Annotated in this window: 15 protein-coding genes and 1 pseudogene; 8 read left to right on the top strand and 8 right to left on the bottom strand. The window is 72.2% G+C overall.

From position 1 onward, the window contains the following. The first annotated feature begins 321 nt into the window (after positions 1–321). The gene (locus AQJ11_RS31415) at positions 322–771 is read left to right on the top strand and encodes a PTS sugar transporter subunit IIA (RefSeq protein WP_059265410.1); all 450 of its coding nucleotides are present in this window, start codon (positions 322–324) and stop codon (positions 769–771) included. A gap of 79 nt (positions 772–850) precedes the next feature. Then, entirely contained in the window at positions 851–2,521 is a 1,671-nt protein-coding gene (ptsP, locus tag AQJ11_RS31410) for a phosphoenolpyruvate--protein phosphotransferase (RefSeq protein ID WP_014671421.1), read from the top strand. 94 nt (positions 2,522–2,615) lie between these two features. Here ptsP and AQJ11_RS31405 read toward each other — a convergent pair whose 3' ends face one another. Continuing rightward, a complete protein-coding gene (locus tag AQJ11_RS31405; protein WP_059265409.1) occupies positions 2,616–3,509 on the bottom strand; it encodes a hypothetical protein in 894 nt (297 codons plus the stop codon). 164 nt (positions 3,510–3,673) lie between these two features. Further along, a complete protein-coding gene (locus AQJ11_RS31400; RefSeq protein WP_059265408.1) occupies positions 3,674–5,641 on the bottom strand; it encodes an acetoacetate--CoA ligase in 1,968 nt (655 codons plus the stop codon). Between the two features lie 214 nt (positions 5,642–5,855). Between AQJ11_RS31400 and AQJ11_RS31395 the strand changes: the two genes are divergently transcribed. Continuing rightward, complete coding sequence (locus tag AQJ11_RS31395) at positions 5,856–8,216, top strand: glycoside hydrolase family 31 protein (protein WP_208616657.1); 2,361 nt, start codon at positions 5,856–5,858, stop codon at positions 8,214–8,216. Positions 8,217–8,225: 9 nt separating this feature from the next. Here the strand turns inward: AQJ11_RS31395 and AQJ11_RS31390 are convergent, their stop codons facing one another. Beyond that, positions 8,226–8,762, bottom strand: a complete 537-nt coding sequence (locus AQJ11_RS31390) for an NUDIX domain-containing protein (RefSeq protein ID WP_041665017.1) — start codon at positions 8,760–8,762, stop codon at positions 8,226–8,228. A gap of 299 nt (positions 8,763–9,061) precedes the next feature. Between AQJ11_RS31390 and AQJ11_RS31385 the strand changes: the two are divergent. From AQJ11_RS31385 to glpK, 4 genes and pseudogenes are all read left to right on the top strand, one after another. Continuing rightward, a pseudogene (locus AQJ11_RS31385) lies at positions 9,062–10,204 on the top strand (lipid-transfer protein); the annotation flags it as partial. Between the two features lie 135 nt (positions 10,205–10,339). Then, the gene (locus AQJ11_RS31380; RefSeq protein ID WP_059265425.1) at positions 10,340–12,007 is read left to right on the top strand and encodes a GGDEF domain-containing protein; all 1,668 of its coding nucleotides are present in this window, start codon (positions 10,340–10,342) and stop codon (positions 12,005–12,007) included. Between the two features lie 347 nt (positions 12,008–12,354). Beyond that, positions 12,355–13,104: an MIP/aquaporin family protein gene (locus AQJ11_RS31375; protein ID WP_059265407.1), complete on the top strand. Its 750-nt coding sequence runs from the start codon at positions 12,355–12,357 to the stop codon at positions 13,102–13,104. 82 nt (positions 13,105–13,186) lie between these two features. Then, the gene (glpK, locus tag AQJ11_RS31370; protein ID WP_059265406.1) at positions 13,187–14,707 is read left to right on the top strand and encodes a glycerol kinase GlpK; all 1,521 of its coding nucleotides are present in this window, start codon (positions 13,187–13,189) and stop codon (positions 14,705–14,707) included. A 265-nt stretch (positions 14,708–14,972) separates the two neighbouring features. Here glpK and AQJ11_RS31365 read toward each other — a convergent pair whose 3' ends face one another. Genes AQJ11_RS31365 through AQJ11_RS31345 form a run of 5 tightly spaced genes read right to left on the bottom strand, consistent with a single transcriptional unit; the run spans position 14,973 to position 22,916 of the window. Beyond that, entirely contained in the window at positions 14,973–15,578 is a 606-nt protein-coding gene (locus AQJ11_RS31365) for a GTP-binding protein (RefSeq protein ID WP_014671430.1), read from the bottom strand. Beyond that, positions 15,559–19,197, bottom strand: coding sequence for a hydantoinase B/oxoprolinase family protein (locus AQJ11_RS31360; RefSeq protein WP_059265405.1), 3,639 nt, complete (start codon positions 19,195–19,197; stop codon positions 15,559–15,561). The genes AQJ11_RS31365 and AQJ11_RS31360 overlap by 20 nt, the downstream gene beginning before the upstream one ends. A 24-nt stretch (positions 19,198–19,221) precedes the next feature. Next, positions 19,222–19,617: a DUF742 domain-containing protein gene (locus AQJ11_RS31355; RefSeq protein WP_014671432.1), complete on the bottom strand. Its 396-nt coding sequence runs from the start codon at positions 19,615–19,617 to the stop codon at positions 19,222–19,224. Between the two features lie 9 nt (positions 19,618–19,626). Further along, positions 19,627–20,061 (bottom strand): roadblock/LC7 domain-containing protein, encoded by a 435-nt coding sequence (locus AQJ11_RS31350; protein WP_014671433.1) that lies wholly within the window; start codon positions 20,059–20,061, stop codon positions 19,627–19,629. After that, on the bottom strand, positions 20,058–22,916 hold the full coding sequence (locus AQJ11_RS31345) for a nitrate- and nitrite sensing domain-containing protein (RefSeq protein ID WP_059265404.1): 2,859 nt from the start codon (positions 22,914–22,916) through the stop codon (positions 20,058–20,060). Before AQJ11_RS31345 ends, AQJ11_RS31350 begins: the two co-directional genes overlap by 4 nt. 419 nt (positions 22,917–23,335) lie before the next feature. Here AQJ11_RS31345 and AQJ11_RS31340 point away from each other — a divergent pair, with 419 nt between their 5' ends. Beyond that, positions 23,336–23,869, top strand: a complete 534-nt coding sequence (locus tag AQJ11_RS31340) for a hypothetical protein (RefSeq protein ID WP_059265403.1) — start codon at positions 23,336–23,338, stop codon at positions 23,867–23,869. Positions 23,870–23,904 lie beyond the last annotated feature (35 nt).

Genomic DNA, 23,904 nt, shown 5'->3' with positions numbered 1-23,904 from the left:
CGTTTCAAACTCTACCAGGGTTTTTCTGTCTCTCTGACCACCCCCCTGCGAGCATGCAGAAGGAGATCCAGAGATAGGATCTGATGAGTTTGGTTGCTGTCGGAGGAGGAAGCGTTGCACGCCTCACTGCCCCCCGGCAGGAGTACGACTGTACACGCAGCCTTGAAGGCCGTGCAAATCCGGTGAGCTGGTGGTCTAGACCACTAACTGGTAGCTTCCGTCCGGAACCGCCAGTTCACATGACATACGCTGCTGCTCAGTGCGCCGTCCGGGACTGCCAGTGACGGCCCGTGAACAGCTCCACTCCTTGGGAGGCTTCCCATGACCACCGTGACGTCCCCTCTTGCCGGGCGTGCCATCGGACTGGCCGCAGTGCCGGATCCGGTCTTCTCCGGGGCCATGGTCGGCCCGGGCACCGCGATCGACCCCGTGCGTGAGGTCTCCGATGCCGTGGCGCCGGTCGACGGCATCATCGTCTCCCTTCATCCGCACGCGTTCGTCGTGGTCGACGAGAGTGGGCACGGTGTACTCACCCACCTCGGCATCGACACTGTCCAGCTCAACGGCGAGGGTTTCGAGGTGCTCGTCAACAAGGGCGACACCGTGGCCCGGGGCCAGGCCGTCGTGCGCTGGAACCCCGCCGCGGTCGAGGCCGCCGGCAAGTCGCCGGTGTGCCCGGTCGTCGCGCTGGAAGCCACTGCCGAGTCCCTCTCCGACCTCCGTGAGGACGGAGACGTGAAGGTCGGCGACAGCCTCTTCTCCTGGAACTGACAGCACTGCCGTCGTAAGGCGGCGCACAGGACAACCACCGCGGCGGCGGGACCCGCCGCACTATCCGGAGACGGGTGAGATGGAGACAACGCTGCGAGGCGTCGGCGTGAGCCATGGCGTGGCGATCGGCGAGGTACGGCACATGGGCACGGCGGTGCTGGAACCGCCGGCCAAGCAGATTCCCGCCGAGGACGCGGAGCGGGAGCAGGGGCGCGCCCGTCAGGCCGTGGACGCTGTGGCCGCCGACCTGATGGCGCGCGGCAATCTGGCGGGGGGCGAGGCCCAGGCCGTGCTGGAGGCACAGGCCATGATGGCGCAGGACCCCGAGCTGATGGCCGACGTGGACCGGCGGATCGCCGTCGGCAGCACCGCCGAGCGTGCCGTGTACGACGCCTTCGCGGCGTACCGGGAGCTGCTGGCCGGTGCCGGTGAGTACCTGGCCGGGCGGGTGGCCGACCTCGATGACGTGCGCAATCGCATCGTCGCCCGGCTGCTGGGCGTGCCGATGCCGGGTGTCCCGGACAGTGACCAGCCTTATGTGCTCGTGGCGCGTGATCTGGCTCCGGCCGACACCGCGTTGCTGGACCCGTCGCTGGTCCTCGGTTTCGTGACCGAGGAGGGCGGTCCTACCAGTCACAGCGCCATCCTGGCGCGGGCTCTGGGCGTGCCGGCCGTGGTGGCGCTGCCCGGTGCCGGTGAGCTGGGCGAGGGCACGTTGATCGCCGTCGACGGCAGCACCGGGGACGTCTTCGTGAACCCGAGCGAGGAGAAGAAGGCGGAGCTGGAGGCCGCGGCTGCCGCCCGCAAGGCCGCGCTGGCCGCTTCGACGGGTCCGGGGGTGACCGCGGACGGGCACAAGGTGCCGCTCCTGGCCAACGTGGGCGGGCCGGCGGACGTGCCGGCGGCCGTGGAGGCCGGGGCCGAGGGTGTCGGTCTGTTCCGTACCGAGTTCCTGTTCCTGGACGACAGCAAGAACGCTCCTTCCGAGGAGAAGCAGGTGGAGGCCTACCGGCAGGTGCTGGAGGCGTTCCCCGAGAGCCGTGTGGTCGTGCGGGTGCTGGACGCCGGGGCGGACAAGCCGCTGGACTTCCTGACGCCGGCGGACGAGCCGAACCCGGCGCTCGGCGTGCGGGGGCTGCGAACGCTGCTCGACCACCCTGAGGTTCTGCGCACTCAGCTGACGGCGCTGGCCAAGGCCGCCGAGGGGCTGCCCGTCTACCTTGAGGTCATGGCGCCCATGGTGGCGGACCGCAGGGACGCCAAGGCCTTTGCCGATGCCTGCCGTGAGGCGGGGCTGCGGGCGAAGTTCGGCGCGATGGTCGAGATCCCCTCGGCCGCGCTGCGGGCACGCTCGATCCTCCAGGAGGTCGAGTTCCTGTCACTGGGGACCAACGACCTCGCGCAGTACACGTTCGCGGCGGACCGGCAGGTGGGTGCGGTGTCGCGCCTCCAGGACCCGTGGCAGCCGGCGCTGCTCGACCTGGTCGCGCTGTCCGCCGAGGCGGCCACGGCCGAGGGCAAGAGCTGTGGGGTGTGCGGCGAGGCCGCGTCGGATCCGCTGCTGGCGTGTGTGCTGACCGGTCTGGGTGTCACCTCCCTGTCCATGGGTGCGGCATCGATTCCGTACGTTCGCGCCACGCTGGCGAAGTACACGCTGGCGCAGTGTGAGCGGGCCGCGGCGGCGGCGCGTGCGGCGGACAGCGCCGAGGAGGCGCGCAGCGCGGCTCAGGCGGTGCTGTCCGGCGAGTAGCCGTACCGGTCACGGCCGGTGTGCCGGAATCAGGGGCGTCCCGCCTTCGGGTGGGGCGCCCCTGATGCGTTCGGGTCGCCGGGTGTGCGGGCTCTCAGTGGCGGTGGCCCGGGGAGATGCTCTCTTCTCCGAGGGCGGGGGGCTCGCGGTAGTCGACGCCGGGCTCCGGGGAGATGAGTTCGCCGGATTCGACGTCGGTGCAGTAGGCGTCGAACACCTCGGATGCCGTCAGTGGTTCGAGGGCGCCGCCGCGCAGTCGCCAGCCGTAGACGCGGTCGGCCGTTCCGGTGGCGCTGACGCGGATGACGAGTCCGCCGGGGCTGCGGGTCGCGAGGCCGAGGGCGAGGACGCTGGTGAATTCCAGGGCTTCGGCCTCGTCCAGGCGGGTCGCGCCGTGGGGGTCCTGGTCGCCGTGCAGGACGGAGACGAGGGTGTCCGGGGGTCCGGCGACGGTGCACACGAGGTGCCGGTCGCCGGGTGGAGCGGTGTCGAGGATGCGGACCAGGAGGTCGGAGGCGCGGGTGAAGGCTGCCCTGCCGATGTCCTCACCGCAGGTCGGGCAGGGGCCGAGGCGGGTGAGGAGGGTGGTGGCGTACTCCCAGGTGGCCTGGCGTACGGCTTCGTCCACGAGGGCGGGCAGGAGGACGGCGAGCGGGCGGCCGTCGTAGGGGATGGTCGTGCCGGTGGCCGCGAGTTCCGCGGCGAACCGGGTCCGGCTGGCCGGGGCTTCCGGGTCGAGGCCGGTGTCCGCGCAGTACGCGGCGTAGTCCTCGGGGTCGAACAGGGCGAGGGTGGTGTGGTCGCCCTGTGCGGCGCGGTCCTGGAGGACGGCCTCCAGTTGCCGGAGGTAGGTGGTGTGGTCGTCGAAGGTGAAGCTGCGGTAGCGCCGCATGGCGCGGAAGTCGTGGTCGTCGGTGAGGACGCCGATGGTGCCGGCGATCTCGCGGTGCAGGGCGCGCCGCATGGTCCGGTGGTCGGTGTGCGCCATGAATTTCCCCCAGTGCGCGGTCGATCAATGCTCACTCACCGTAACCGGCGGCACTGACAATGGCGGTGCCGCCGGTGGTCGCGGTCGGGTGGTGAGGTCGTCTGCGCAGGTCACAGCGCATGGGCCGTGCAGAGGCCCATATGCGGAGGGTGATCGTCCGGGGGTCAGGCGCGCTTGCGGGCGAGTTCCTCGTAGAAACCGAGCAGGGCGAGGTCGTCGATGGAGCCGGGGTTCACCGCCTTTTCCAGCGGTGTGCCCTGGAGCAGGCGCTTGACCGGGACCTCGATGCGCTTGCCCGTGAGGGTGTGCGGGACGCCGGGGACCTCGATGATCTCGTCGGGGATGTGCCGGGGGGAGAGCTGCTCGCGGATGGCCTGCTTGATGCGGTTCAGGAGGGCCTCGTCCAGGACGGCGCCCGGTGCGAGGTGCACGAACAGCGGCATCCAGTAGCCGCCGTCGGGCTGCTCGATGCCGATGACCAGGGACTCCTTGATCTCGGGCAGGCGCTCGACGACCTCGTAGATGTCGGCCGAGCCCATGCGCACGCCCTGCCGGTTCAGGGTGGAGTCGGAGCGGCCGTGGATGATCACGGTCCCGCGTGAGGTCAGGGTGATCCAGTCGCCGTGCCGCCAGACGCCGGGGTAGGTGTCGAAGTAGCTGTCGTGGTAGCGGCTGCCGTCGGGGTCGTTCCAGAAGCGGATCGGCATGGACGGCATGGGGTTGGTGACGACCAGCTCGCCGACCTCGTCGACGAGGGGGTTCCCGCTGGGGTCCCAGGACCGCAGGTCGGTGCCGAGGCCGGGTGCCTGGAGTTCGCCGGTGTACACCGGGAGGGTGGGTACGGCGCCGGCGAAGCAGGAGCAGACGTCGGTGCCGCCGCTGACGGAGGCGATCCACAGGTCGTCGCGGACCTCGTCGTGCAGCCAGCGGAAGCCGTCGGGCGGCAGCGGGGAACCAGTGGTGGCGACGCACTTCACCGTGGACAGGTCGTAGTCGCGGGCGGGGTGGACGCCGGCTTTGCGGCAGGCCATGACGTAGGCGGCGGAGGTGCCGTAGAGGGTGGCTCCGGTGCGTTCGGCGACGCGCCACTGGGCACCCGTGTCCGGGTAGCCGGGGCTGCCGTCGTACAGGACGACCGTGGTGCCCGTGAGCAGGCCGGAGACGAGGAAGTTCCACATCATCCAGCCGGTCGAGGTGTACCAGAAGAAGCGGTCCTCGGGGCCGAGGTCGCAGTGCAGGCCGAGCTGCTTGAGGTGTTCGACCAGGATCCCGCCCTGCGACTGGACGATGGCCTTGGGCAGGCCGGTGGTGCCGGAGGAGTAGAGCACCCACAGCGGGTGGTCGAACGGGACCTGCTCGAAGACCGGCTCGGTGTCCCCGGCGGTCAGCGCGGACCACTCCAGCGCTCCCTCGGGGGGCTCGGTGCCGAGCAGCGGGATGTGGACGACGGCGCGCAGGGTGGGCAGCTCCCGGCGCAGCTCGGCGACGACCTCCCGGCGGTCGTGCTCCTTGCCGCCGTAGCGGTAGCCGTCGACGGTGAACAGGACGACGGGTTCGACCTGCTGGAAGCGGTCGAGGACGCTGCGGGCGCCGAAGTCGGGGGCGCACGAGGTCCAGACGGCGCCGACGGCGGCCGTGGCGAGGAGGGCGACGACGGCCTGGGGGATGTTGGGGAGGTAGCCGCTGACGCGGTCGCCGGGGCGGACGCCGAGGGCGCGGAGTTCGGCGGCGAGTGAGCCGACCTGGCGGCGCAGCGCGGACCAGCTCACCGGCCGCGGCTCCTGCGTCTCGTCCACGTGCAGGAGGGCGGGTTCGTCCGCGCGGTCGGCCGCGGCGCGCAGGGCGTGTTCGGCGTAGTTGAGGGTAGCTCCGGGGAACCATTGGGCGCCGGGCATGGCGCGGTCGCCGAGCACGCGCGTGTAGGGCGTCGAGAACCGTACGTCGAACCACTCGGTGACGGCTTTCCAGAAGGTGTCCAGCTGATCGACGGACCACCGGTGCAGGGCCGGGTACCCGCCCTCGGCCGGGGCGCCGTGGTGTTCGGCGGCCCATGCCTGGAACCGGGTGATGCGGGCCTGGGCGATCCGCTGGGGATCGGGCTGCCAGAGCGGCTGGGGGTTCGCGGTCGACATTGGTGCGGCTCCCGGGCTGTGCGCGTCGTGTGCGTCGTCCGCGCACGGGCTGGGGTGTGCGCGTGACGCGGCTGACAGGGACGATGCCATGTGATCGACTTCTACACCAGGGTGCGCTCCACACAGTCCATGTCATGAAGATGTGGTCCGGGCACGGGTGAACGGCAGTTGAACGACACACGCGCGTGGGGCGCTCAGTGGCAGGGTGAGCAGCATGGACGGTCGTGACCTGGTGCGTTCGGTAAGTGTGGTCGGTTCGGGGAGGGCGGCTCAGGGGTTGCGTACCGTACGGGCGGCGTGGCGCAGGAGGCGTATCGATGCCGCCGGGCTCCCGCGGCGGGGGCCCGAGCGGGCCCGGGTGCCGGGTCAGGTGCGGGGCGCGGAGCCGGGTCCCGGGGGTGGGCTGATCCGGTTCGGCCGCTCGGAGCTGCGGATCGTCGTGGCGGTGAACGGGGCGGTCTTCTGGGGGTGGGACGGGGCTGGTCCGCAGCCGTCGTACGCGCTCGCGGGGAGCGGCCCCGAGCCGGATCCGCGGGCGGTGCTGGAGCCGGACAAGGACGGCGGCTGGCGCGTGGTGGCCGAGCGGGCGACGGTCGTCGTGTCGCGGCACGGCGCGGTGGAGGTGTGCACGCCGGGCGGGGTGATGCTGCGGCGGGATCTGCCGCCGCGCTGGTGGGAGCCGGTCGGCGGAGGAACGGCGCGGTGGATGCAGCGGTCGGAGGTCGCCGCGGACGCCCGGTTCTTCGGTCTGGGCGGGCGCGCGGGCGGGCCCCGGCTGCGCGATGGCCGGTACCGGTTGTGGAACACCGATCCCGGCCGGGCGTTCGGGCCCGGCGACGATCCGCTGTATCTGACGATGCCGGTGCAACTGGTGGTGGCGGACGCCGGCACCCATCTGGTGTTCCATGACACCACCTGGGACGGCACGGTGGTCCTGCGCGAGGGCGGGGAGGGTGCCGGGTCCGGGCACGACCGGGCGGGGCACTGCGAGGTGCGGATGGACGGCGGTCCGCTGCGCTGCTGGGTGATGGTGGGGACTCCCGCGCGCGTGCTGCACACGTGGGCCTCGCTGACCGGGGCGCCCGCCCTGCCGCCCGCGTGGGCGCTGGGCCACCAGCACGCGCGGTGGGGATTCGGCAGCGAGCAGGAGGTGCGCCGGATCGTCGCGGGCTATCACGAGCGCGGGCTGCCGCTGGACGCCGTGCACCTCGACATCGACCACTACGACGACCATCAGGTGTTCACGGTCGACCAGGAGCGTTTTCCCAAGCTGCCGGTGCTGGCGGAGGAGCTGCGCCGGGACGGGATCCGGCTGGTGTCGATCGTCGATCCGGCGGTGCGGGCGGAGCCGGGCAGTGCCGTGTACGAGAGCGGCAAGGCCGTGGACGCCTTCGTGCGGGACGCGCAGGGCCACACGGTGCGGGGTGTCGCGTGGGCCGGCGAGTCGGTCTTCCCGGATTTCACGGACGCACGCGCGCGTGCGTGGTGGGGCGGGCTGTACGAGGAGCGGCTGGGGCAGGGCTTCGCCGGGTTCTGGCACGACATGAACGAGCCCACGTCGTTCAGCGCCTTCGGCGAGCCGACGCTGCCGCGTTCGGCCCGGCATGCCCTGGAGGGGCGCGGCGGCGACCACCGGGAGGCGCACAACGTGTACGCGCTGTGCATGGCGCAGGCCGCCTACGAGGGGTTGCGCAAGCTGGCGCCCGAGGAGCGGCCCTTCCTGTTCTCCCGTTCGGGCTGGGCGGGGCTCCAGCGGTACGGGGGCACGTGGTCGGGGGACGTGGCGACCGGCTGGCCGGGGCTGCGGGCGTCGCTGTCGCTGGTGCTGGGCCTGGGGTTGTGCGGGGTGCCGTACTCGGGTCCGGACGTGGGCGGCTTCGACGGCAGTCCGTCGCCGGAGCTGTATCTGCGCTGGTTCCAGCTGGGCGCGTACCTGCCGCTGTTCCGCACCCACGCGAGTCTGCGGGCGGGGCGCCGGGAGCCGTGGGAGTTCGGTGCCGAGGTGCTGGAGCACGCGCGCGTGGCGTTGCTCGAACGGCGGCGGTTGCTGCCGTACTTCCTGACGCTGGCGCATCTGGCCCGGCGGACCGGCGCTCCCTATGTGCGGCCGCTGTGGTGGGGGGCGCCGGAGGACCGCGCGCTGCGCGACTGTGAGGACACGTTTCTGCTGGGCGACGGTCTTCTGGTGGCCCCCGTCCTGGATCCCGGTGTCCGCCGGCGCGCGGTGCGGCTGCCGCGGGGCCGCTGGTACGACACGCTGACGGAGGAGGTCCATGAGGGGCCGGGGCGGGTCCTGGTGGACGCGCCGCTGTCCCGGATACCGGTGTTCGCGCGCGCGGGAGCGGTGCTGCCCGTGCGTGGCGCCGACGGCGGGCTGGAGCTGGAGGTGTGGGCGCCCGCGCGCGGACGCACCGGGGCCGGCCTGGTGGTGGCGGACCCGGGCGACGGGTGGGAGGAACCGGAGATCGAACGCTACGTCGCCCGGCGGCACGGCGGGCGGGTGGTGGTCACCCGGGACCGGGAGGACGGCGTTGCGGTGCCGCCCTACCCGGTGCGCGTGCGCGGGCTCCGCTGAGCCGCGCGCTCAGACGTAGCGGCCCTCGAACCATGCCTTGACGGCGATGCTGTGCAGCGGGAAGGCGAGTTCCTCGGGCCTGCGCAGCAACTGCCAGCCCTCTGTCTCGTCCGTGGGACCGGAGGGCGGCAGTCCGTCGGCCGGGCGTTCCGGCAGCACTCCGAACAGCAGCAGGTGCCCGTCGGGTGAGCTCATGACGTCCACGAGCCGCACGTCACGGGCGGCCGCTTCGATGCCGGTCTCTTCCTTGAGTTCCCGTACGACGGCCTGCTTCCAGTCCTCGCGGTCGTCGATGTACCCGCCCGGCAGGGCGATGCCTCCGCGCGCGGGGGCGACGGTTCGGGTGATGACGACCAGGGCCGTGCCCTTGGTGTCGTACACGGGCTGGAGAGCGATCGCGACCGGCAGCGGATTGCGGTAGGCGGTGGTCCCGCAGGACGGGCAGGTGCGCGGCCATCCGGAAACGCCCTCTCCATAGGGCGCTCCACAGCTCGAACAGTGGGAGTTCGGCGCGGAGTTGGCAGTTGGTTGCTGAGTTTCGGACACGCGCGGACTGTATCCGATCAGAGGAGGGACGTGTTCCGCTAGTGAGGCATCACGAACGAGCGGATCCGAAGGGGCGGATCCGAAGGGGCGGCCGGAATCACCCCCGTCGGTCCCGGCCGCCCCTCGTGTACCACGACGCCGTGCGCCGCCGTTCGGTTCACCGCATCGGCCTGCCCATTTCCGGTTGCCCGTGGCACACTCCTGACGCTCCGTCAGGTACGCCCCACGGGAAGGCCCTTTGCCGCACACACGCAAGCCCGCGGTCGCCGGCTGGTTCACCGGCGAGGGCGGCGACTTCCGGCTCCTGGGCCGGCTTCGTGGAGTACGGCACGGCGGCGGCTCGCGCGGCTCTCGCGGACGCGGGCCTCGACTGGCCGGCCATCGGCTCCATCGCGGGCGCGGACACGGTGCGCGGCGGGTATCCGGGCCATGTCGCGGGAGCGGCCTTCGCCAAGGCCCTGGGCTGGCAGGGCGCGCGGGTGACGAGTGTGTACGCGGCCTGCGCGTCGGGGACCCAGGCCATCGCCGCGGCGCGGGCGCAGATCCTCGCCGGTCTTACGGACGTCGTCCTGGTGGTGGGGGCGGACGCCGCGCCCAAGGGCTTCTTCCGGCCCGCGGGCGGGGACCGTCCCGACGATCCGGACTGGCTGCGCTTCCGGCTGCTGGGGGCGGCGAATCCGGCCTGCTTCGGGCTGTACGCGCGGCGGCGGATGGCGGTGCACGGTGACACACCGGAGGACTTCGCGCTGGTCAAGGTGAAGAACGCCGGGCTCGCGGCGCTCAACCCGTACGCCCGCTACCGCAAGCGGGTCACCGCCGAGGAGGTGGCCGCCTCAGCGGTGGTCGCCGATCCGCTGCGGCTGCTGGACATCTGCGCCACCTCCGACGGCGGGGCCGCCCTGGTGCTGTCCAGCCTGGACTTCGCGCACCGGCACGGTGTCGCCCGTCCGGTCCGGATCCGGGCGGTGTCGACGGTGACGCCCCGTTTCCCGAACACGGTGCTGGACCTGCCGGACATCGCGACGGACTCGGCGGCCACGGTGACGCCGCCGGCGGAGACCTTCCGTGCCTCCATCGCCCGCGCCGCCTACGACGAGGCGGGCATCGGACCCGAGGACCTGTCCCTGGCCGAGGTGTACGACCTGCCCACCGCGCTGGAGTTGCAGTGGTACGAGGATCCGGGGCTGTGCGGCGAGGGCGACGGCGCGAGGCTGCTCCGGGAGGGCGCGACCGCCCCGGGAGGGCGGATACCCGTGAACACCAGCGGCGGACTGGCCTCGTTCGGTGAGGCGGTGCCGGCCCAGGCCATCGCCCAGGTGTGCGAGCTGACCTGGCAGTTGAGGGGTACGGCGGGTGACCGCCAGGTCGCCGGGGCGCGGGTGGGCATCACCGCGAACCAAGGGCTGTTCGGGCACGGGTCGTCAGTGATCGCCGTGCGGTGACCACCGTGAGTCAGGAGGCCGCTGTGCCGCAAGGAAGCCGATGAGGCTGACCACTGTCCGTGATCAACCAGGAATCCTGCGTGAACGTCTCATGAACTGCGCCTGGGCGTGCGCGGGCAGCGCCATCATGCTCCCGTGCACTCCTGGACGGATACTCTCCGCTTCGCCTTCCAGCCGGTGGTCAACCTGAGGACGGGCGCGGTCGCCGCACTGGAGATACTCGCCCGCCCGGAGACCGGCGACGTCCTGGCCGAGGCCCGCCGGGATCCCGAACTGGACGGCAGGCTGACCGTGTCGGCGCTCCGCGCCGCGGCCCGCAAGGAAACTCTGCTGCCGTTGCACCTGAACGTGTTCGCGGCCACGCTCGCCGATCTCGGCGGCCTGACACCGCTGCACGACGCCGTCCGCTCGGCGGGGCGCATGGCCTGGGAGGTGACGCTCGACATCGTCCCGCCGTACACGCATGTGCCACAGCGGGCCCTGCTGGAGGCGGTGTCCGCACTGCGCGCGCAGGGGTTCCGGATCAGCGCGGACGGCATCGGGGACGGCGACGTTCCGCTCAGGCTGCTCACCGACCTCTCCCCCGACCTGGTCAAACTCGACGCCTCGCTGTTGGCGCGGCCGGCCGCGGTCCGGGCGATGCGGACGCTGTGCGAGGAGCTGGGCGCCCTGGTCGCGGTGGAGGGGGTGGAGACGGAACTCCAGTGCGCGGCGGCGCTGTCGGCCGGTGCGCAGCTGGCCCAGGGCGAGCTGTTCGCTCCGCCGGCCCGCATCCCCGCAGCGGACGTATACGTTCCGTCCCTGGCGCCCGGCGCGGGGACCGTGCCCCGCTCCGGGCCTTCCGTACGGGAGTTCGTACGGCCGGCCGCCGTCCTGCCGCTGACCGCCTCGGCCGGACAGGTGCGGGCGCTGCTGACCGGTTCCCCGGACGTCTCCGGCGTACTGCTGGTGGACCAGTACGGCAGGCCCGTCCGGTCGGTGCACCGTTCGCGTTTCCTGCTGTCGATGTCGGGGCGCTACGGGCACGCCCTGTACGCCGACCGGCCGGCCTTCAAGCTGGGCGACGCGCCCCGCACGGTCGGCGTCGACGCGACGGCCTGGCAGGTGCTGGACGTGGTGGCGGTCGGCGGCCGGGACCGGACCTCCGACGACGTGGCGGTGGTCGACGGACACGGCCGGTGCGTCGGTGTCGTACGGCTGGCGGATCTGGTGCGCGCGCTGGCCGAGAGCCGGGTGGAGGAGGCCGCCGGGCTCAACCCGCTGACCCGGCTGCCCGGTTCGGACGCGATCGTGAGCGAGGTGGACCGGCGGATCTGCGACGGGCGGGCGTTCGCCCTCAGCTGGCTGGACATCGACCACTTCAAGCAGGTCAACGACGGTGCCGGGTTCGCCGCGGGCGACGAGTTGATCCGCGCGGTGGGCCGCGCGCTCCAACAGGCGGTGCTCCAGCAGGCGGTCACGGAGCACGCGCGCGTCGGGCACATCGGCGGAGACGACTTCCTGGTGCTGGCGGAGGAGGAGGCGCTCGATCCGCTGGTCACCGCCGTGCTGGACGTTCCCTGGGCGGCGGGCGGCCGGCCGGTCACGCTCTCCCTGGCGACGGTCGTCTGCGGTCCGGGCAGCGTGAGCGACCATCACCAGGCCGCCGCGCAGCTGGCCCCGCTGAAGAAGGCCGCCAAGGCGCTGAACGGCGGCAGCTGGGTGCTCGGGCGCGCCGGGCTCCCCGGTCACGAGGTCCGGCGCGGGAGGCCGGGCCCGGCCCCGGCGGGGACCGGCTACGCGACCGCCGAGCCACGGTGGTGAACGGCCGTCTCGTATGCGTCCGTTGCGGCGCGCCCGCTCCGCCGAGGCCGACGGAGCGCCCGTGTCACCGTCGCCGTCGGCAACCTTGACGCCCCCGGGACACCGGTGAACACTTCCCGGTGTCGGCCGACATCGCCGTACATTCTTGGCGTTATCAGGCACTGCGGCACGGGTCTGTCCTGCTCACGGCCCGGCGCTCCAGGGCGATCCGGCTGCGACGGCACGCTCGTCACCGACGCCGGGCGGGGCTCGGGGCCCTCCCTGCCTTCGGCTGAAGTCGCCAAGGGAACCGTCCTGCACGCCAGGGCCGGGGGCCGATCGCCCCTGCCGGCGCCAAGGGAGCCGCCATGAGCAACGGAGACATATTCGTCGGCGAGGTCATCGGCACCGCGATCCTGATCCTGTTCGGCGCGGGCGTCTGCGCCGCCGTCACCCTCCGACACTCCAAGGCACGCGCCTCGGGCTGGATCGTGATCGCGTTCGGCTGGGGCTTCGGTGTCCTCGCGGGCGCGTACACCGCCGCTCCCCTCTCCGGTGGCCAGCTCAACCCCGCGGTCACCATCGGCATCGCCGTGGACACCGGCAAATGGGGCAAGGTCTGGGTGTACCTGCTCGGGCAGATCGTCGGCGCGATGCTCGGCGCCGTACTGGCCTACCTCGTCTATCTCGCCCAGTTCCAGGCCAACGTGCGCACCGAAGGGACCACGGACGGCACCGCGGAGGAACCCGTGCCGACCCTCGGCATCTTCTCCACCATTCCGGAGATCAGGAACCCGGTCGCCAACCTCGTCACCGAGATCATCGCGACCGTCGCGCTCGTCCTGCCGGTCCTCGCCTTCGGGCTCACCCGAGGGCTCGGCGAGTCCGGCACCACCGTGCTCATCGTCTCCCTGCTGGTCGTGGGCATCGGCCTCTCCCTCGGCGGTCCCACCGGCTATGCCGTCAACCCGGCCCGCGACCTCGGCCCGCGCATCGTGCACACCTTCCTGCCGATCCCCCACAAGGGCGGGTCCGACTGGGGATACGCCTGGATCCCGGTCGTCGGGCCGCTGATCGGCGGAGCACTGGCCGGCCTCGTCTACAACGCGGCCTTCTGAACCCCCCGCTCCCGCCACCGCGATCCACCATCAGCACCCGGCCTTCCGACCAGCGATCCGACCCAGCGACCCAGGGGCAGCCATGACGGACACCGCCGACACGTACGTCGCCGCCATCGACCAGGGCACCACGTCCAGCCGCTGCATCGTCTTCGACCACAGCGGTGCGATCGTCGCCGTCGACCAGCGCGAGCACCGGCAGATCTTCCCCAGGCCCGGCTGGGTGGAGCACGACGCCACCGAGATCTGGTCCAAGGTGCAGGCCGTGGTGGCCGGGGCGCTCGCCCGGGCGGGACTGCGCGCCGACCAGCTGAGCGCCCTCGGCATCACCAACCAGCGGGAGACCACGGTCCTGTGGGACCGCGCCACGGGCAAGCCGGTGCACAACGCGATCGTCTGGCAGGACACCCGTACCGCGGCCCTGTGCGGCGAACTGGGCGGCGCGGACGGCCAGGACCGGTTCCGCGAGACGACCGGGCTGCCGCTGGCCAGCTACTTCTCCGGGCCAAAGGCAGCCTGGCTGCTGGACCATGTGCCCGGTCTGCGGCAGCGGGCGGAGCGCGGTGAGATCGCGTTCGGCACCATCGACTCCTGGCTGATCTGGAACCTCACCGGTGGCACCGACGGCGGCCGGCACGTCACCGACGTCACGAACGCCGGCCGCACCATGCTGATGAACCTGGACACCCTCCAGTGGGACCCCTCCATCCTGTCCGCGATGAACGTGCCCGAGGCCGTACTGCCCGAGATCAGGTCCTCCGCCGAGGTGTACGGGACCGCCGTCGGGCAGCTGTCCGGGGTGCCCGTCGCCTCGGCGCTGGGCGACCAGCAGGCCGCCGTGTTCGGGCAGGCCTGCTACGACGTCGGCACGGCGAAGAACACCTACGGCACCGGCAGTTTCCTGCTGCTGAACACCGGCAACCGGCCGGTGCCGTCCAAGAACGGGCTGCTGACGACGATGGGCTACAAGATCGGCGGGGAGGCGCCGGTGTACTGCCTGGAGGGGTCCATAGCGATAACGGGCGCGCTGGTCCAATGGTTCCGCGACCAGCTCGGGATCATCCGGACCGCCGACGAGATCGAGACCCTGGCGGCGAGCGTCGACGACAACGGCGGCGCCTACGTCGTGCCCGCCTTCTCCGGCCTGTTCGCGCCCTACTGGCGCTCCGACGCGCGCGGCGTCGTCACCGGCCTCACCCGGTACGTCACCAAGGCGCACCTCGCGCGCGCGGTGCTGGAGGCGACGAGCTGGCAGACCCGGGAGGTCGTGGACGCGATGTACCAGGACTCCGGGGTGCGGATCAGCACTCTGAAGGTCGACGGCGGCATGACCCGGAACAACCTGCTCATGCAGCACCAGGCGGACGTCCTCGGCGTCCCGGTGATCCGGCCCCGCGTGTCGGAGACGACGTGCCTGGGCGCCGCCTACGCGGCCGGGCTGGCCACGGGCGTGTGGAACGACCTGGACGAGCTGAGGTCGCACTGGCGGAAGGACGCGGAGTGGACGCCCCTCATGGAGGCCTCGGTCCGCGACCGCGAGTACCGGAACTGGCGCAGGGCCGTGGAGAAGAGCTTCGGCTGGCTGGAGGAGGACCGGGCCTAGGGTCTTTCGTTTGGATCAGGCCGGATCAGGGAGCGGGGTCTGGTGCCGTGCATCGCAAGGCGGAGGAGGGCGCCATGGCGGAGCCATGGCAACCGACGACAACGCGGCGAGGCGCGGTGCCAGGGCCCGCGAGCCCGGCATGATCCAAACGAGAGGCCCTAGCGGCGGGAAGGCAGCGGGAAATTCGCCGCACGCGCGCGTGGGCGCTCCGCACAGGACCACGGCCCGTACCCCGGTCGGCGGGGGTACGGGCCGTGTCCGGCGGTCAGCGCACGACGGCCTCGCGGCGGTCGGCCGCGTACTCCATCGCGTGCTGGACCAGTCGGACGAGTACCTCCTTGACCGACTCCCGGTCACGGGCGTCGGTCAGCAGGAGGGGCACGTCGTCGTCCAGGTCGAGGGCCTGGCGGACGGATTCCACGGGGTGACGGACGGCTCCCTCGAAGCAGTTGACGCCGACGAGGAAGGGGATGGACCGCCGCTCGAAGTAGTCGATGGCGGCGAAGCAGTCCTCCAGGCGGCGCGTGTCGGCGAGGACCACGGCTCCGAGCGCGCCCTCGGACAGTTCGTCCCACATGAACCAGAACCGCTCCTGCCCGGGCGTGCCGAACAGGTAGAGCACCAGGTCCTCGCGCAGGGTGATCCGGCCGAAGTCCATGGCCACCGTGGTCGTGTGCTTGCCCTCCACACCACTGGTGTCGTCGACGGGCCGCCCGGCCTCGGTGAGCAGTTCCTCGGTGCGCAGCGGTCTGATCTCGCTGACCGCGCCGACGAGGGTCGTCTTGCCCACGCCGAAGCCGCCGGCCACGAGGATCTTGAGCGTGACCGGCTCGACCGGGGCCTTGGCGCGCTCAGAACGCCCGAAGATCATCGATCTCTTCTCCTGCTTGATGGGGGTCGGGCGACGGTCGGCCGTAGCCGCCGCCACCGGGGGTCTCGATGACGAGCACGTCGTCGGGGCCGACGTCGGCCGAGCCGCTTCCGCCCAGGTCGGTGACCGTGCCGTCGGCGCGCTCCACCCGGTTGGCACCGAGCGCTCCAGGGGCGCCGCCGGCCATGCCGTACGGGGGCACGCGGCGGTGCTGGGAGAGCGTGGAGACGGTCATCGGTTCGAGGAAGCGGATGCGGCGCACGGCTCCGTCACCGCCGCGCCACCGTCCGGCGCCGCCGCTCCCCCGCCGGACGGCGAACTCCTCCAGCCGGACCGGTAGCCGCCATTCCAGGACTTCCGGGTCCGTGAGCCGGGAGTTGGTCATGTGGGTCTGGACCACGCCGGCGCCGGGGAAACCGTCGCCGGCACCGGATCCGGAGGCGACGGTTTCGTAGTACTGGTGGCGCTCGTTGCCGAAGGTGACGTTGTTCATGGTGCCGGAGCCCTCGGCCTGGACGCCGAGCGCGGCGTAGAGGGCGCCGGTGATGGCCTGGGAGGTCTCGACGTTCCCCGCGACCACGGCGGCGGGCGGCTCGGGGGCGAGCATCGAGCCGGGCGGCACGATGATGTCGAGCGGGCGCAGACAGCCGTCGTTGAGCGGGATGTCATCGGCGACGAGCGTGCGGAAGACGTACAGGACGGCCGCGTTGACCACCGCGAAGGGCGCGTTGAAGTTGGTGGCGAGCTGCGCGGAGGTCCCGGTGAAGTCGACGGTCGCCCGGCGCTCGGTGCGGTCGACGCGGACACGGACCCGGATGACGGCCCCGGAGTCGGTCTCGTAGGCGTACTCGCCGTCGTCGAGGGCGTCGATGACGCGGCGGACGGCCTCCTCGGCGTTGTCCTGGACGTGCCGCATGTAGGCCTGGACGACGTCGAGGCCGAACTCCTCGATCATGCGCCGCACCTCGTCGACGCCCTTGTGGTTGGCGGCGATCTGGGCGCGCAGGTCGGCGAGGTTGGTGCGCGGGTTGCGGGACGGGTACCGCGCCTCGGTGAGGAGGCGGTGGGTCTCCTCTTCCCGGAAGCGGCCGTTCTCGGCGAGGAGCCAGTTGTCGAAGAGGACGCCCTCCTCCTCGATGGTGCGGCTGTGGGCCGGCATGGAGCCGGGGGCGATGCCGCCGATCTCGGCGTGGTGGCCACGTGAGGCGACGTGGAAGAGGATCCGCGGCTCACTGCGCGTGTCCGCGGCCACGTCGGTCTCGAAGACGGGGGTGATCACGGTGACGTCGGGCAGGTGCGTGCCGCCGTGGTAGGGGTCGTTGACGGCGTAGGTGTCGCCCGGCCGCATGGCGGAGCCGCGCCGGCGGACGACCTCTTTGACGCTGGTGCCCATGGAGCCCAGGTGGACGGGGATGTGCGGGGCGTTGGCCACCAGGTTCCCGTCCGGGTCGAAGAGCGCGCAGGAGAAGTCCAGCCGCTCCTTGATGTTGACGGACTGGGCCGTGGACTCCAGCCGCGCGCCCATCTGCTCGGCGATCGACATGAAGAGGTTGTTGAAGACCTCAAGCAGAACCGGATCGGATTCTGTGTCCACGTCGGAACTCTGCGTAATCGCCGTGCGTTCCATGAGCAGATGCCCGTCATCGGTCGCGGCGGCCCGCCAGCCGTCGTCGACGACGGTCGTGGCGCCGGCCTCCGTGATGATCGCGGGGCCGGTGACGGTCTCGCCGGGAGGAAGGGCCTCCCGGCGGTGGAGGGGTACGTCGCGCCAGGCACCGCCGGTGTGGAGACGGACGGTGCCGGGTGCCTGGGCACGGCCCTCGTACGGGGCGAGGGCGGAGAGATCGGGGGGTGTGGTGATGCCGGTGGCTTCGACGGAGAGGGCCTCCACGACGACCGGGCGGTCGAGTGTGAAGGAGTACGTGGCGCGATGACGTTCCTCGAAGGCGTTCCGCATGGCGTCGGGTTCGGCCAGTTCGACGGTGAGGGTGGTGTCGGTGCCGTCGTAGCGGAGCTGGGCGCGGCGGGTGATCCGGATGCGGTCTTCGGGGACGTCCTCGGCGACGAGTTCGGCCCGTGCGGCGGCCTCCAGGTCGTCGGCCGTCTTGCGGATGCCGGGCATGGAGGCGGCTCGCAGGGGTGCTTCCACGGAGTGCTCGCGCATGGCCGTGGTGTCGGCGAGGCCGATGCCGAGCGCGGAGAGCACGCCGGCCATGGGAGGTACGAGGACGGTGCGGATGCCCAGCGAGTCGGCGACCCGGCACGCGTGCTGGCCGCCCGCCCCGCCGAAGGTGGTCAGGGCGTAGCGGGTGACGTCATGGCCTTTCTGGACGGAGATCCGCTTCACCGCGTTGGCGATGTTGGCCACGGCGATCCGCAGGTAGCCCTCGGCCACCTGTTCCGGGGTGCGGTCGTCGCCGGTGTGTTCGTGGATCTCGCGCGCGAGGGCGGTGAACCGGTCACGGACGAGGGCCGCGTCCAGGGGCTGGTCACCACCGGGACCGAACACGGCCGGGAAGTGAGCGGGCTGGATGCGGCCGAGCATGACGTTGGCGTCGGTGACGGTGAGCGGGCCGCCCGCGCGGTAGCAGGCGGGGCCGGGATCGGCGCCGGCTGAGTCGGGGCCGACCCGGTAGCGGGAGCCGTCGAAGTGGAGGACGGAGCCGCCGCCGGCGGCGACGGTGTGGATGTCCAGCATCGGTGCCCGCAGCCGGACGCCCGCGATCTGTGTGGTGAAGACCCGCTCGTACGCGCCGGCGAAGTGCGAGACGTCGGTGGAGGTGCCCCCCATGTCGAAGCCGATGACGCGGTCGAAGCCGGCGCGTTGCGACATGCGGGCCATGCCGACGATGCCGCCGGCCGGTCCGGAGAGGATGGCGTCCTTGCCGCGGAACTGCCCGGCCTCCGTCAGCCCGCCGTTGGACTGCATGAACATCAGCCGTACCCCGCGCAGTTCGTCGGCGATGTGCCGCACGTAGCGGCGCAGCACGGGCGAGAGGTAGGCGTCCACGACGGCGGTGTCCCCGCGCGGGACGAGCTTCATCAGCGGGCTGACCTCGCTGGACAGCGAGATCTGCGGGAAGCCGGTGCGGGCGGCGAGCTCACCGATGGCGCGTTCGTGGCCGGGGTGGAGATGGCTGTGCAGGCAGACGACGGCGACCGCGCGGATCCCGTCGGCGTACGCCTCTCGCAGCGGAGCCTCCAGGGCGTTCAGGTCGGGCGCGCGCAGGACGGTGCCGTCGGCGGCGATGCGTTCGTCCACCTCCACGACCCGTTCGTGGAGCAGCTCGGGCAGCTCGATGCGGCGGGCGAAGATGCGGGGGCGGTTCTGGTAGGCGATGCGCAGGGCGTCGCGGAAGCCGCGGGTGACGACGAGGAGGGTGCGCTCGCCCTTGCGTTCCAGCAGGGCGTTGGTGGCGACCGTGGTGCCCATGCGAACCGCCTCGACGGGCTCCTCGGAGCCGCCCAGGAGTTCGCGTACGCCCGCGACGGCCGCGTCGGAGTACCGTGCCGGGTTGTCGGACAGCAGTTTGTGCGTGAGCAGCCGGCCGTCCGGGCGACGCGCGACGATGTCGGTGAAGGTGCCGCCTCGGTCGACCCAGAACTGCCAGCCAGTCACGTCACTACCCCGCTTCCGCGCCGGTCACAGCGCCCGGAGGCCGTTGATCACGTCGCGCAGAATACTCTCGTCCGGCAGTTCGGCCGGGGGCACCGGGCGGGTCACGTGGACGAGTTCGGCGTGCACCAGGTCGCCGATGAGGACGCGGACGACGCCGATGGGCAGGTCGAGTTCCGCGGCCAGTTCGGCGACCGACTGGGGCACGTCCCGGCAGAGTCCGACGATCTCCACGTGTTCGGGGGACAGCGTCGGGTCCGATTCCGGGTCGCCGGTGTCGGGCTCCGTGACGACGACCGCGATCAGGTCGAGGCGGTGCTGGCCCTCGCTCGTGGTGCGGCCGCGCGTCATGGCGTACGGACGGACGACCGGCCCGGCCTCGTCGTCGAACCAGTGGTTTCTTCCCTGACCGTCTGCGCTCATGTCATCCCACTACCCGCCTGCGGGCAGATCGGTGCGCGGGGCGGTGCCCAGATGGACGCCGACCCGCTTGACCAAGAGCGTCATCTCGTAGGCGACCTGCCCGACGTCGGAGTCGGCGTCCGAGAGGACGGCGAGGCAGCTGCCGTCCCCGGCGGCGGTGACGAAGAGGAAGGCGTCGTCCAGTTCGACCACCGTCTGGCGGACGCTGCCCGCCTCGAAATGGCGGCCGACGCCCTTGGCGAGGCTGTGGAAGCCGGACGCCACGGCGGCCAGATGCTCGCTGTCCTCCCTGGTCAGGTCCTTGGAGACCCCCGTGGGCAGGCCGTCGCCGGACAGGATCACGGCCTTGCGGATGCTGGCGACCCGGTCGACCAGATCGTCCAGGAGCCAGTTCAGCTCGACCTTGTCCGTCGCCGTGTGGCCGGTCGCCTTCGGTGCGGTCATCGACCGTCCCCCTTAGTCGTTCCTTGTGCTGTGCCGTTCCGGGCCTCGTCGCCCGCGGCGTTCTCCTCCCGGCCGCGCTGCCAGCCGCGCTGGAGTGAGGCCATCCGGCTGCGGACCTCCTCGGCATCGCGGTCGGCGGGTGGCGTCGCGCGCTCGGCGCGCCGTTCGGTGTCGTGCTTGAGCTGGGGCGCCAGGCTCGCCTGGCGTACGCGCCGGGGCAGCGGCCCGGTGCCCGGCTCCGGGGCCGGGTCGTCGGCGGGTGCGGCGGTGCGGGAGCGGGGCGGGGCCGTGTCCGCCGGACGGCTCGTGCCGGCACGAGGAGATGCCGTTTCCGCCGGGATGCCGGTGCCGGGTGTCTCGGTCCGGGTGCGCCGGGGCAGCGCCGGAGCCCCGGAGACCGCTTCGGCACTCTCGGCCGGCCTCGCGGTGCCGTCCCCGGCGTGGTCGGTGCGTCCGGCGGGGCGCCGGGAGGACGCGCCGCGGCGGCGGGTGGGCAGCGGGGCAGGTCCGTCCGTGTCGGAGCGGCGCGTGGCGGCGGAGGGCCCGGGGTCCGGTTCGCCGCGACGGGGTCGCTGGTCGGTGACGGGCTTGCCGTGCGAGCTGACGAGCTTGGGGGTCTGCCGCCGGGGCAGCGGTACGGCCCCGTGCTCACGGGTCCCGTCGTGCGCCGGGCGGTCGGCCGGCGGGGTGGCTGCCTGCTCCTCGTCGTCCGGGCGGACCCGGCGGGGGCGGAACAGACCGCCGCGCTCGCTGTCCTCGTCCGGGAGGGCGCCGGGGAAGTCGTCCAGCGCGTCCAGGTCGACGGGTGCCTCCAGCTCGACCGGGCCGTCCAGCAGGGAGGTCGGCGGGCCGGGCAGCTGCAAGGGGGCCGGGGACCGCCCGGCACCGCGGCCCACTGCCTGCTCGGTGCTCTTCGCCGGGCGGTTCCGGTCGAGCCGGAAGCCGACGCCGTTGGTGTCCGGGACGTCGTCGGTGAGCAGCGCGTCGGGGATGAACACCACGGCGGTGGTGCCGCCGTACGGCGACGGCTGGAGGGAGACCCGGACGTTCTGGCGCTGGGCGAGACGGCTGACCACGAACAGACCGAGCCGGTCGGTGTCGGAGAGTTCGAACTCGGGTGTCTCGGCGAGACGCAGATTGGCGTCCAGGAGTGCCTCGGCCGTCATGCCGAGGCCCCGGTCGTGGATCTCCAGGGTGAAACCGTTGGCGACCCGCTCGCCGAGGACCTGGACGGCGGTGTGCGGGGGCGAGAAGACGGTGGCGTTCTCCAGGAGTTCGGCCACGAGATGGGTGAGGTCGGCGACGGCGGGCCCGGTGACGGCCACCCGCGGCAGGCGCCGGACCTCGATGCGCTCGTAGTCCTCGACCTCGGCGACGGCGGCGCGGACGATGTCCATGAGCTGCACGGGCCGGCGCCACTGCCGGGAGGGCGCGGCTCCGGAGAGGATCACGAGGCCCTCGGCGTGCCGGCGCATGCGGGTGGTGAGGTGGTCCAGGCGGAACAGGTCGGCGAGCTCGTCGGTGTCCTCGGTCCGGCGCTCCATGCTGTCGAGCAGGGTGAGCTGCTTGTGCAGCAGCACCTGGCTGCGGCGGGCGAGGTTGACGAAGACCTCGGAGACGCCGGCCCGCAGCTCGGCCTGTTTGACGGCGGCCTCGACCGCCGCGCGCTGCAAGGTGTTGAGGGCCTGCCCGACCTCGCCGATCTCGTTCTTGTCGTACTCCAGGCGCGGGACCTCGGTCTCGACGTCGACCTGTTCGCCCGCGGACAGCCGGCGCATCACGCTGGGCAGCCGGACACCGGACGCCTCGTGCGCCTCCAGGCGCAGCTGGCGCAGGTCGCGGATGAGGGTGCGGCCGACCCGGATGGAGAGCACCACGGAGAGCAGGAGCGCGACCAGGCCGAGGGCGCCGGCGACGGCCGCCTGCGCGATGACGCCGACGGCCACGGGGCGCATACGGTCCTGGAAGCGGTCGCCCACCTGGTCGTCCAGGGTGCCGAGTTCGTCCAGCACGGTCGCCGCCGAGGAGTCCCAGCTCTTCGCGGTGACCTCGGCAGGGGTGCCGGAGTCCGAGGCGATGACGGCCCGTTCGGCCTCCCGCAGCGGGGCCGTGGTGGCGTTCTTCCAGAAGCGCTCGTAGCGGTCGCGCTCCGCGGCGGGCAGCAGGGGGAGGCTGATGTCGTACAGGAGGGTGCGCTGGGCGACGAGGTCGGAGATGTCACGGGTCTCGTCGCGGGTGAGCCGCCCGACGACGAGGGAGGAGCCGAGCAGGGCGTCCTCGCGGGAGAGCAGCTCGCGGGCGCGGGTGACGTTCACCAGGGCGCGGGCCTGCTTGTCGACCTCCACGTCGTCCAGGCCGTCGAGGGAAGTGAGGAGCGCGTAGCAGGGGTCCACGAGACGGTTGTAGAGGTCGAACGCCTGGGCGCGGGTGATGGTGCCTCCCTCGACGCTGCGGCGCAGGGTCCCGAGACCGCCCAAGGCGTCCAGGACGGCGGTGAGGTGTTCGCTGTCGTCCGCGTCCATGCCGGCCCGGGTGTCCGGGTCCGTGGCGTTGTGGCGGATGGTGGCGACCACCCGGTCGGTCGCGGTGCGGGTGCGGCGCAGCGCCGAAAGGGCCTCGGAGGCCCGTGGGTCGGCGAGGTAGACGAGGGTCTGGCGGCGCTCCTGCTGAAGGACGCGAACCGTATCCTCGGTGGGGTAGCCGATGTCCTCGACGGCGTCGGTCACGCGGAACAGCTGGGTGACTTCGCGCCCCGTGAGCACCGTGGCGAAGCCCCAGACGGCGGTCAGGGACACCAGCGGCACGAGAAGCAGCGCCACGATCTTCCGGCGGATCGACTTCCCGCGAAAGCGCATGGCCTCCCCCAGCTCGACCCCCGCCGGCCGGGGGTGCTCATGTCCGTCAGCAAACGGCGCGAGCCTACTACCGCCCCGCAGTTAACTCGAAGACATGTCCGGAGGACGAACTCCCGCGCCGACGGCGAGACATGGCGAGTTGTCCGGGCATAGGGGGAGATCACCACCGCGATTTGGACACCCACGCGGTGCCTGCGACGGCCGCACGGTCGGGCGGTTGGCCGGAATTTTTCGCCAGTTGGGAATCTTCGGGGGATCTCGTACGTCCTTCTCTATGGGAAATGGGGGCGGAATGGGCCACAGGAGCCGCATCCCGCATCCCGGCGGCGTAAAGCAGCGCAAGCCGGGCAGCCCTTGGGGAGTCGGGGTCTTCGGATGCCGGGGCGAGCGGTCCGCCGGCGGTGGGGAGTGACACGGTGATGGGCACGGCGGAGCGGCACGGGACGCCCGGGGAGAGCGCGGCGGAGCGCTCACGGGCACGGTGGGACAGGCAGGCGCCGGATCGGGACATTCCGGAGCCGGAGCACGCCGGGGAGCCCGGCGGTGGTGAACAGCGGCAGAACTACCGCCCGTTGTGGATCGAGGAGCCCGCGCGCCGGCATCCGTTGCCCGATCCGGTGCGTACGGCGGCGGTGCGGGCGGTGCTCGTCATAGCCGTGACGCTGATCCAGGCGATGGTGGCGTTCCTGTGCACGCTGGCCGGGTCCTGGCTGGCGTTCCCCATGGTGATCAGCGGCGTGGCCAGCACGGTGGTCGCCACCTGGACCGTGGTCGACGTGTGGGTCACCCGCCAGGTGTGGAACCAGCGGTACGGCGTGGTCTCCGAGCCGAGCAGCACGGCCCGGTCCCTCCGCCGGGAGCGGCGCGCCCGCCGGCGCCAGGAGCGGGCGGGCGTGCGGGAACAGGAGCGGATACGCCACACCGGCGGCGCGGGGCGGCTGTCGCACTCCTGAGCACTGACACACGGCGCCGGGACCGCCGGCGGTCA

The organism is Streptomyces corchorusii (assembly GCF_001514055.1).
Taxonomy (GTDB): domain Bacteria; phylum Actinomycetota; class Actinomycetes; order Streptomycetales; family Streptomycetaceae; genus Streptomyces; species Streptomyces olivaceoviridis.
This window is presented reverse-complemented; position numbering and strand designations above follow the sequence as displayed.

Coding starts and splice junctions, on each gene's coding strand:
- AQJ11_RS31415 (WP_059265410.1), top strand. CDS start 322: ATGACCACCGTGACGTCCCCTCTTGCCGGGCGTGCCATCGGACTGGCC.
- ptsP (WP_014671421.1), top strand. CDS start 851: ATGGAGACAACGCTGCGAGGCGTCGGCGTGAGCCATGGCGTGGCGATC.
- AQJ11_RS31405 (WP_059265409.1), bottom strand. CDS start 3,509: ATGGCGCACACCGACCACCGGACCATGCGGCGCGCCCTGCACCGCGAG.
- AQJ11_RS31400 (WP_059265408.1), bottom strand. CDS start 5,641: ATGTCGACCGCGAACCCCCAGCCGCTCTGGCAGCCCGATCCCCAGCGG.
- AQJ11_RS31395 (WP_208616657.1), top strand. CDS start 5,856: ATGGACGGTCGTGACCTGGTGCGTTCGGTAAGTGTGGTCGGTTCGGGG.
- AQJ11_RS31375 (WP_059265407.1), top strand. CDS start 12,355: ATGAGCAACGGAGACATATTCGTCGGCGAGGTCATCGGCACCGCGATC.
- glpK (WP_059265406.1), top strand. CDS start 13,187: ATGACGGACACCGCCGACACGTACGTCGCCGCCATCGACCAGGGCACC.
- AQJ11_RS31365 (WP_014671430.1), bottom strand. CDS start 15,578: ATGATCTTCGGGCGTTCTGAGCGCGCCAAGGCCCCGGTCGAGCCGGTC.
- AQJ11_RS31355 (WP_014671432.1), bottom strand. CDS start 19,617: ATGAGCGCAGACGGTCAGGGAAGAAACCACTGGTTCGACGACGAGGCC.
- AQJ11_RS31350 (WP_014671433.1), bottom strand. CDS start 20,061: ATGACCGCACCGAAGGCGACCGGCCACACGGCGACGGACAAGGTCGAG.
- AQJ11_RS31345 (WP_059265404.1), bottom strand. CDS start 22,916: ATGCGCTTTCGCGGGAAGTCGATCCGCCGGAAGATCGTGGCGCTGCTT.
- AQJ11_RS31340 (WP_059265403.1), top strand. CDS start 23,336: ATGGGCACGGCGGAGCGGCACGGGACGCCCGGGGAGAGCGCGGCGGAG.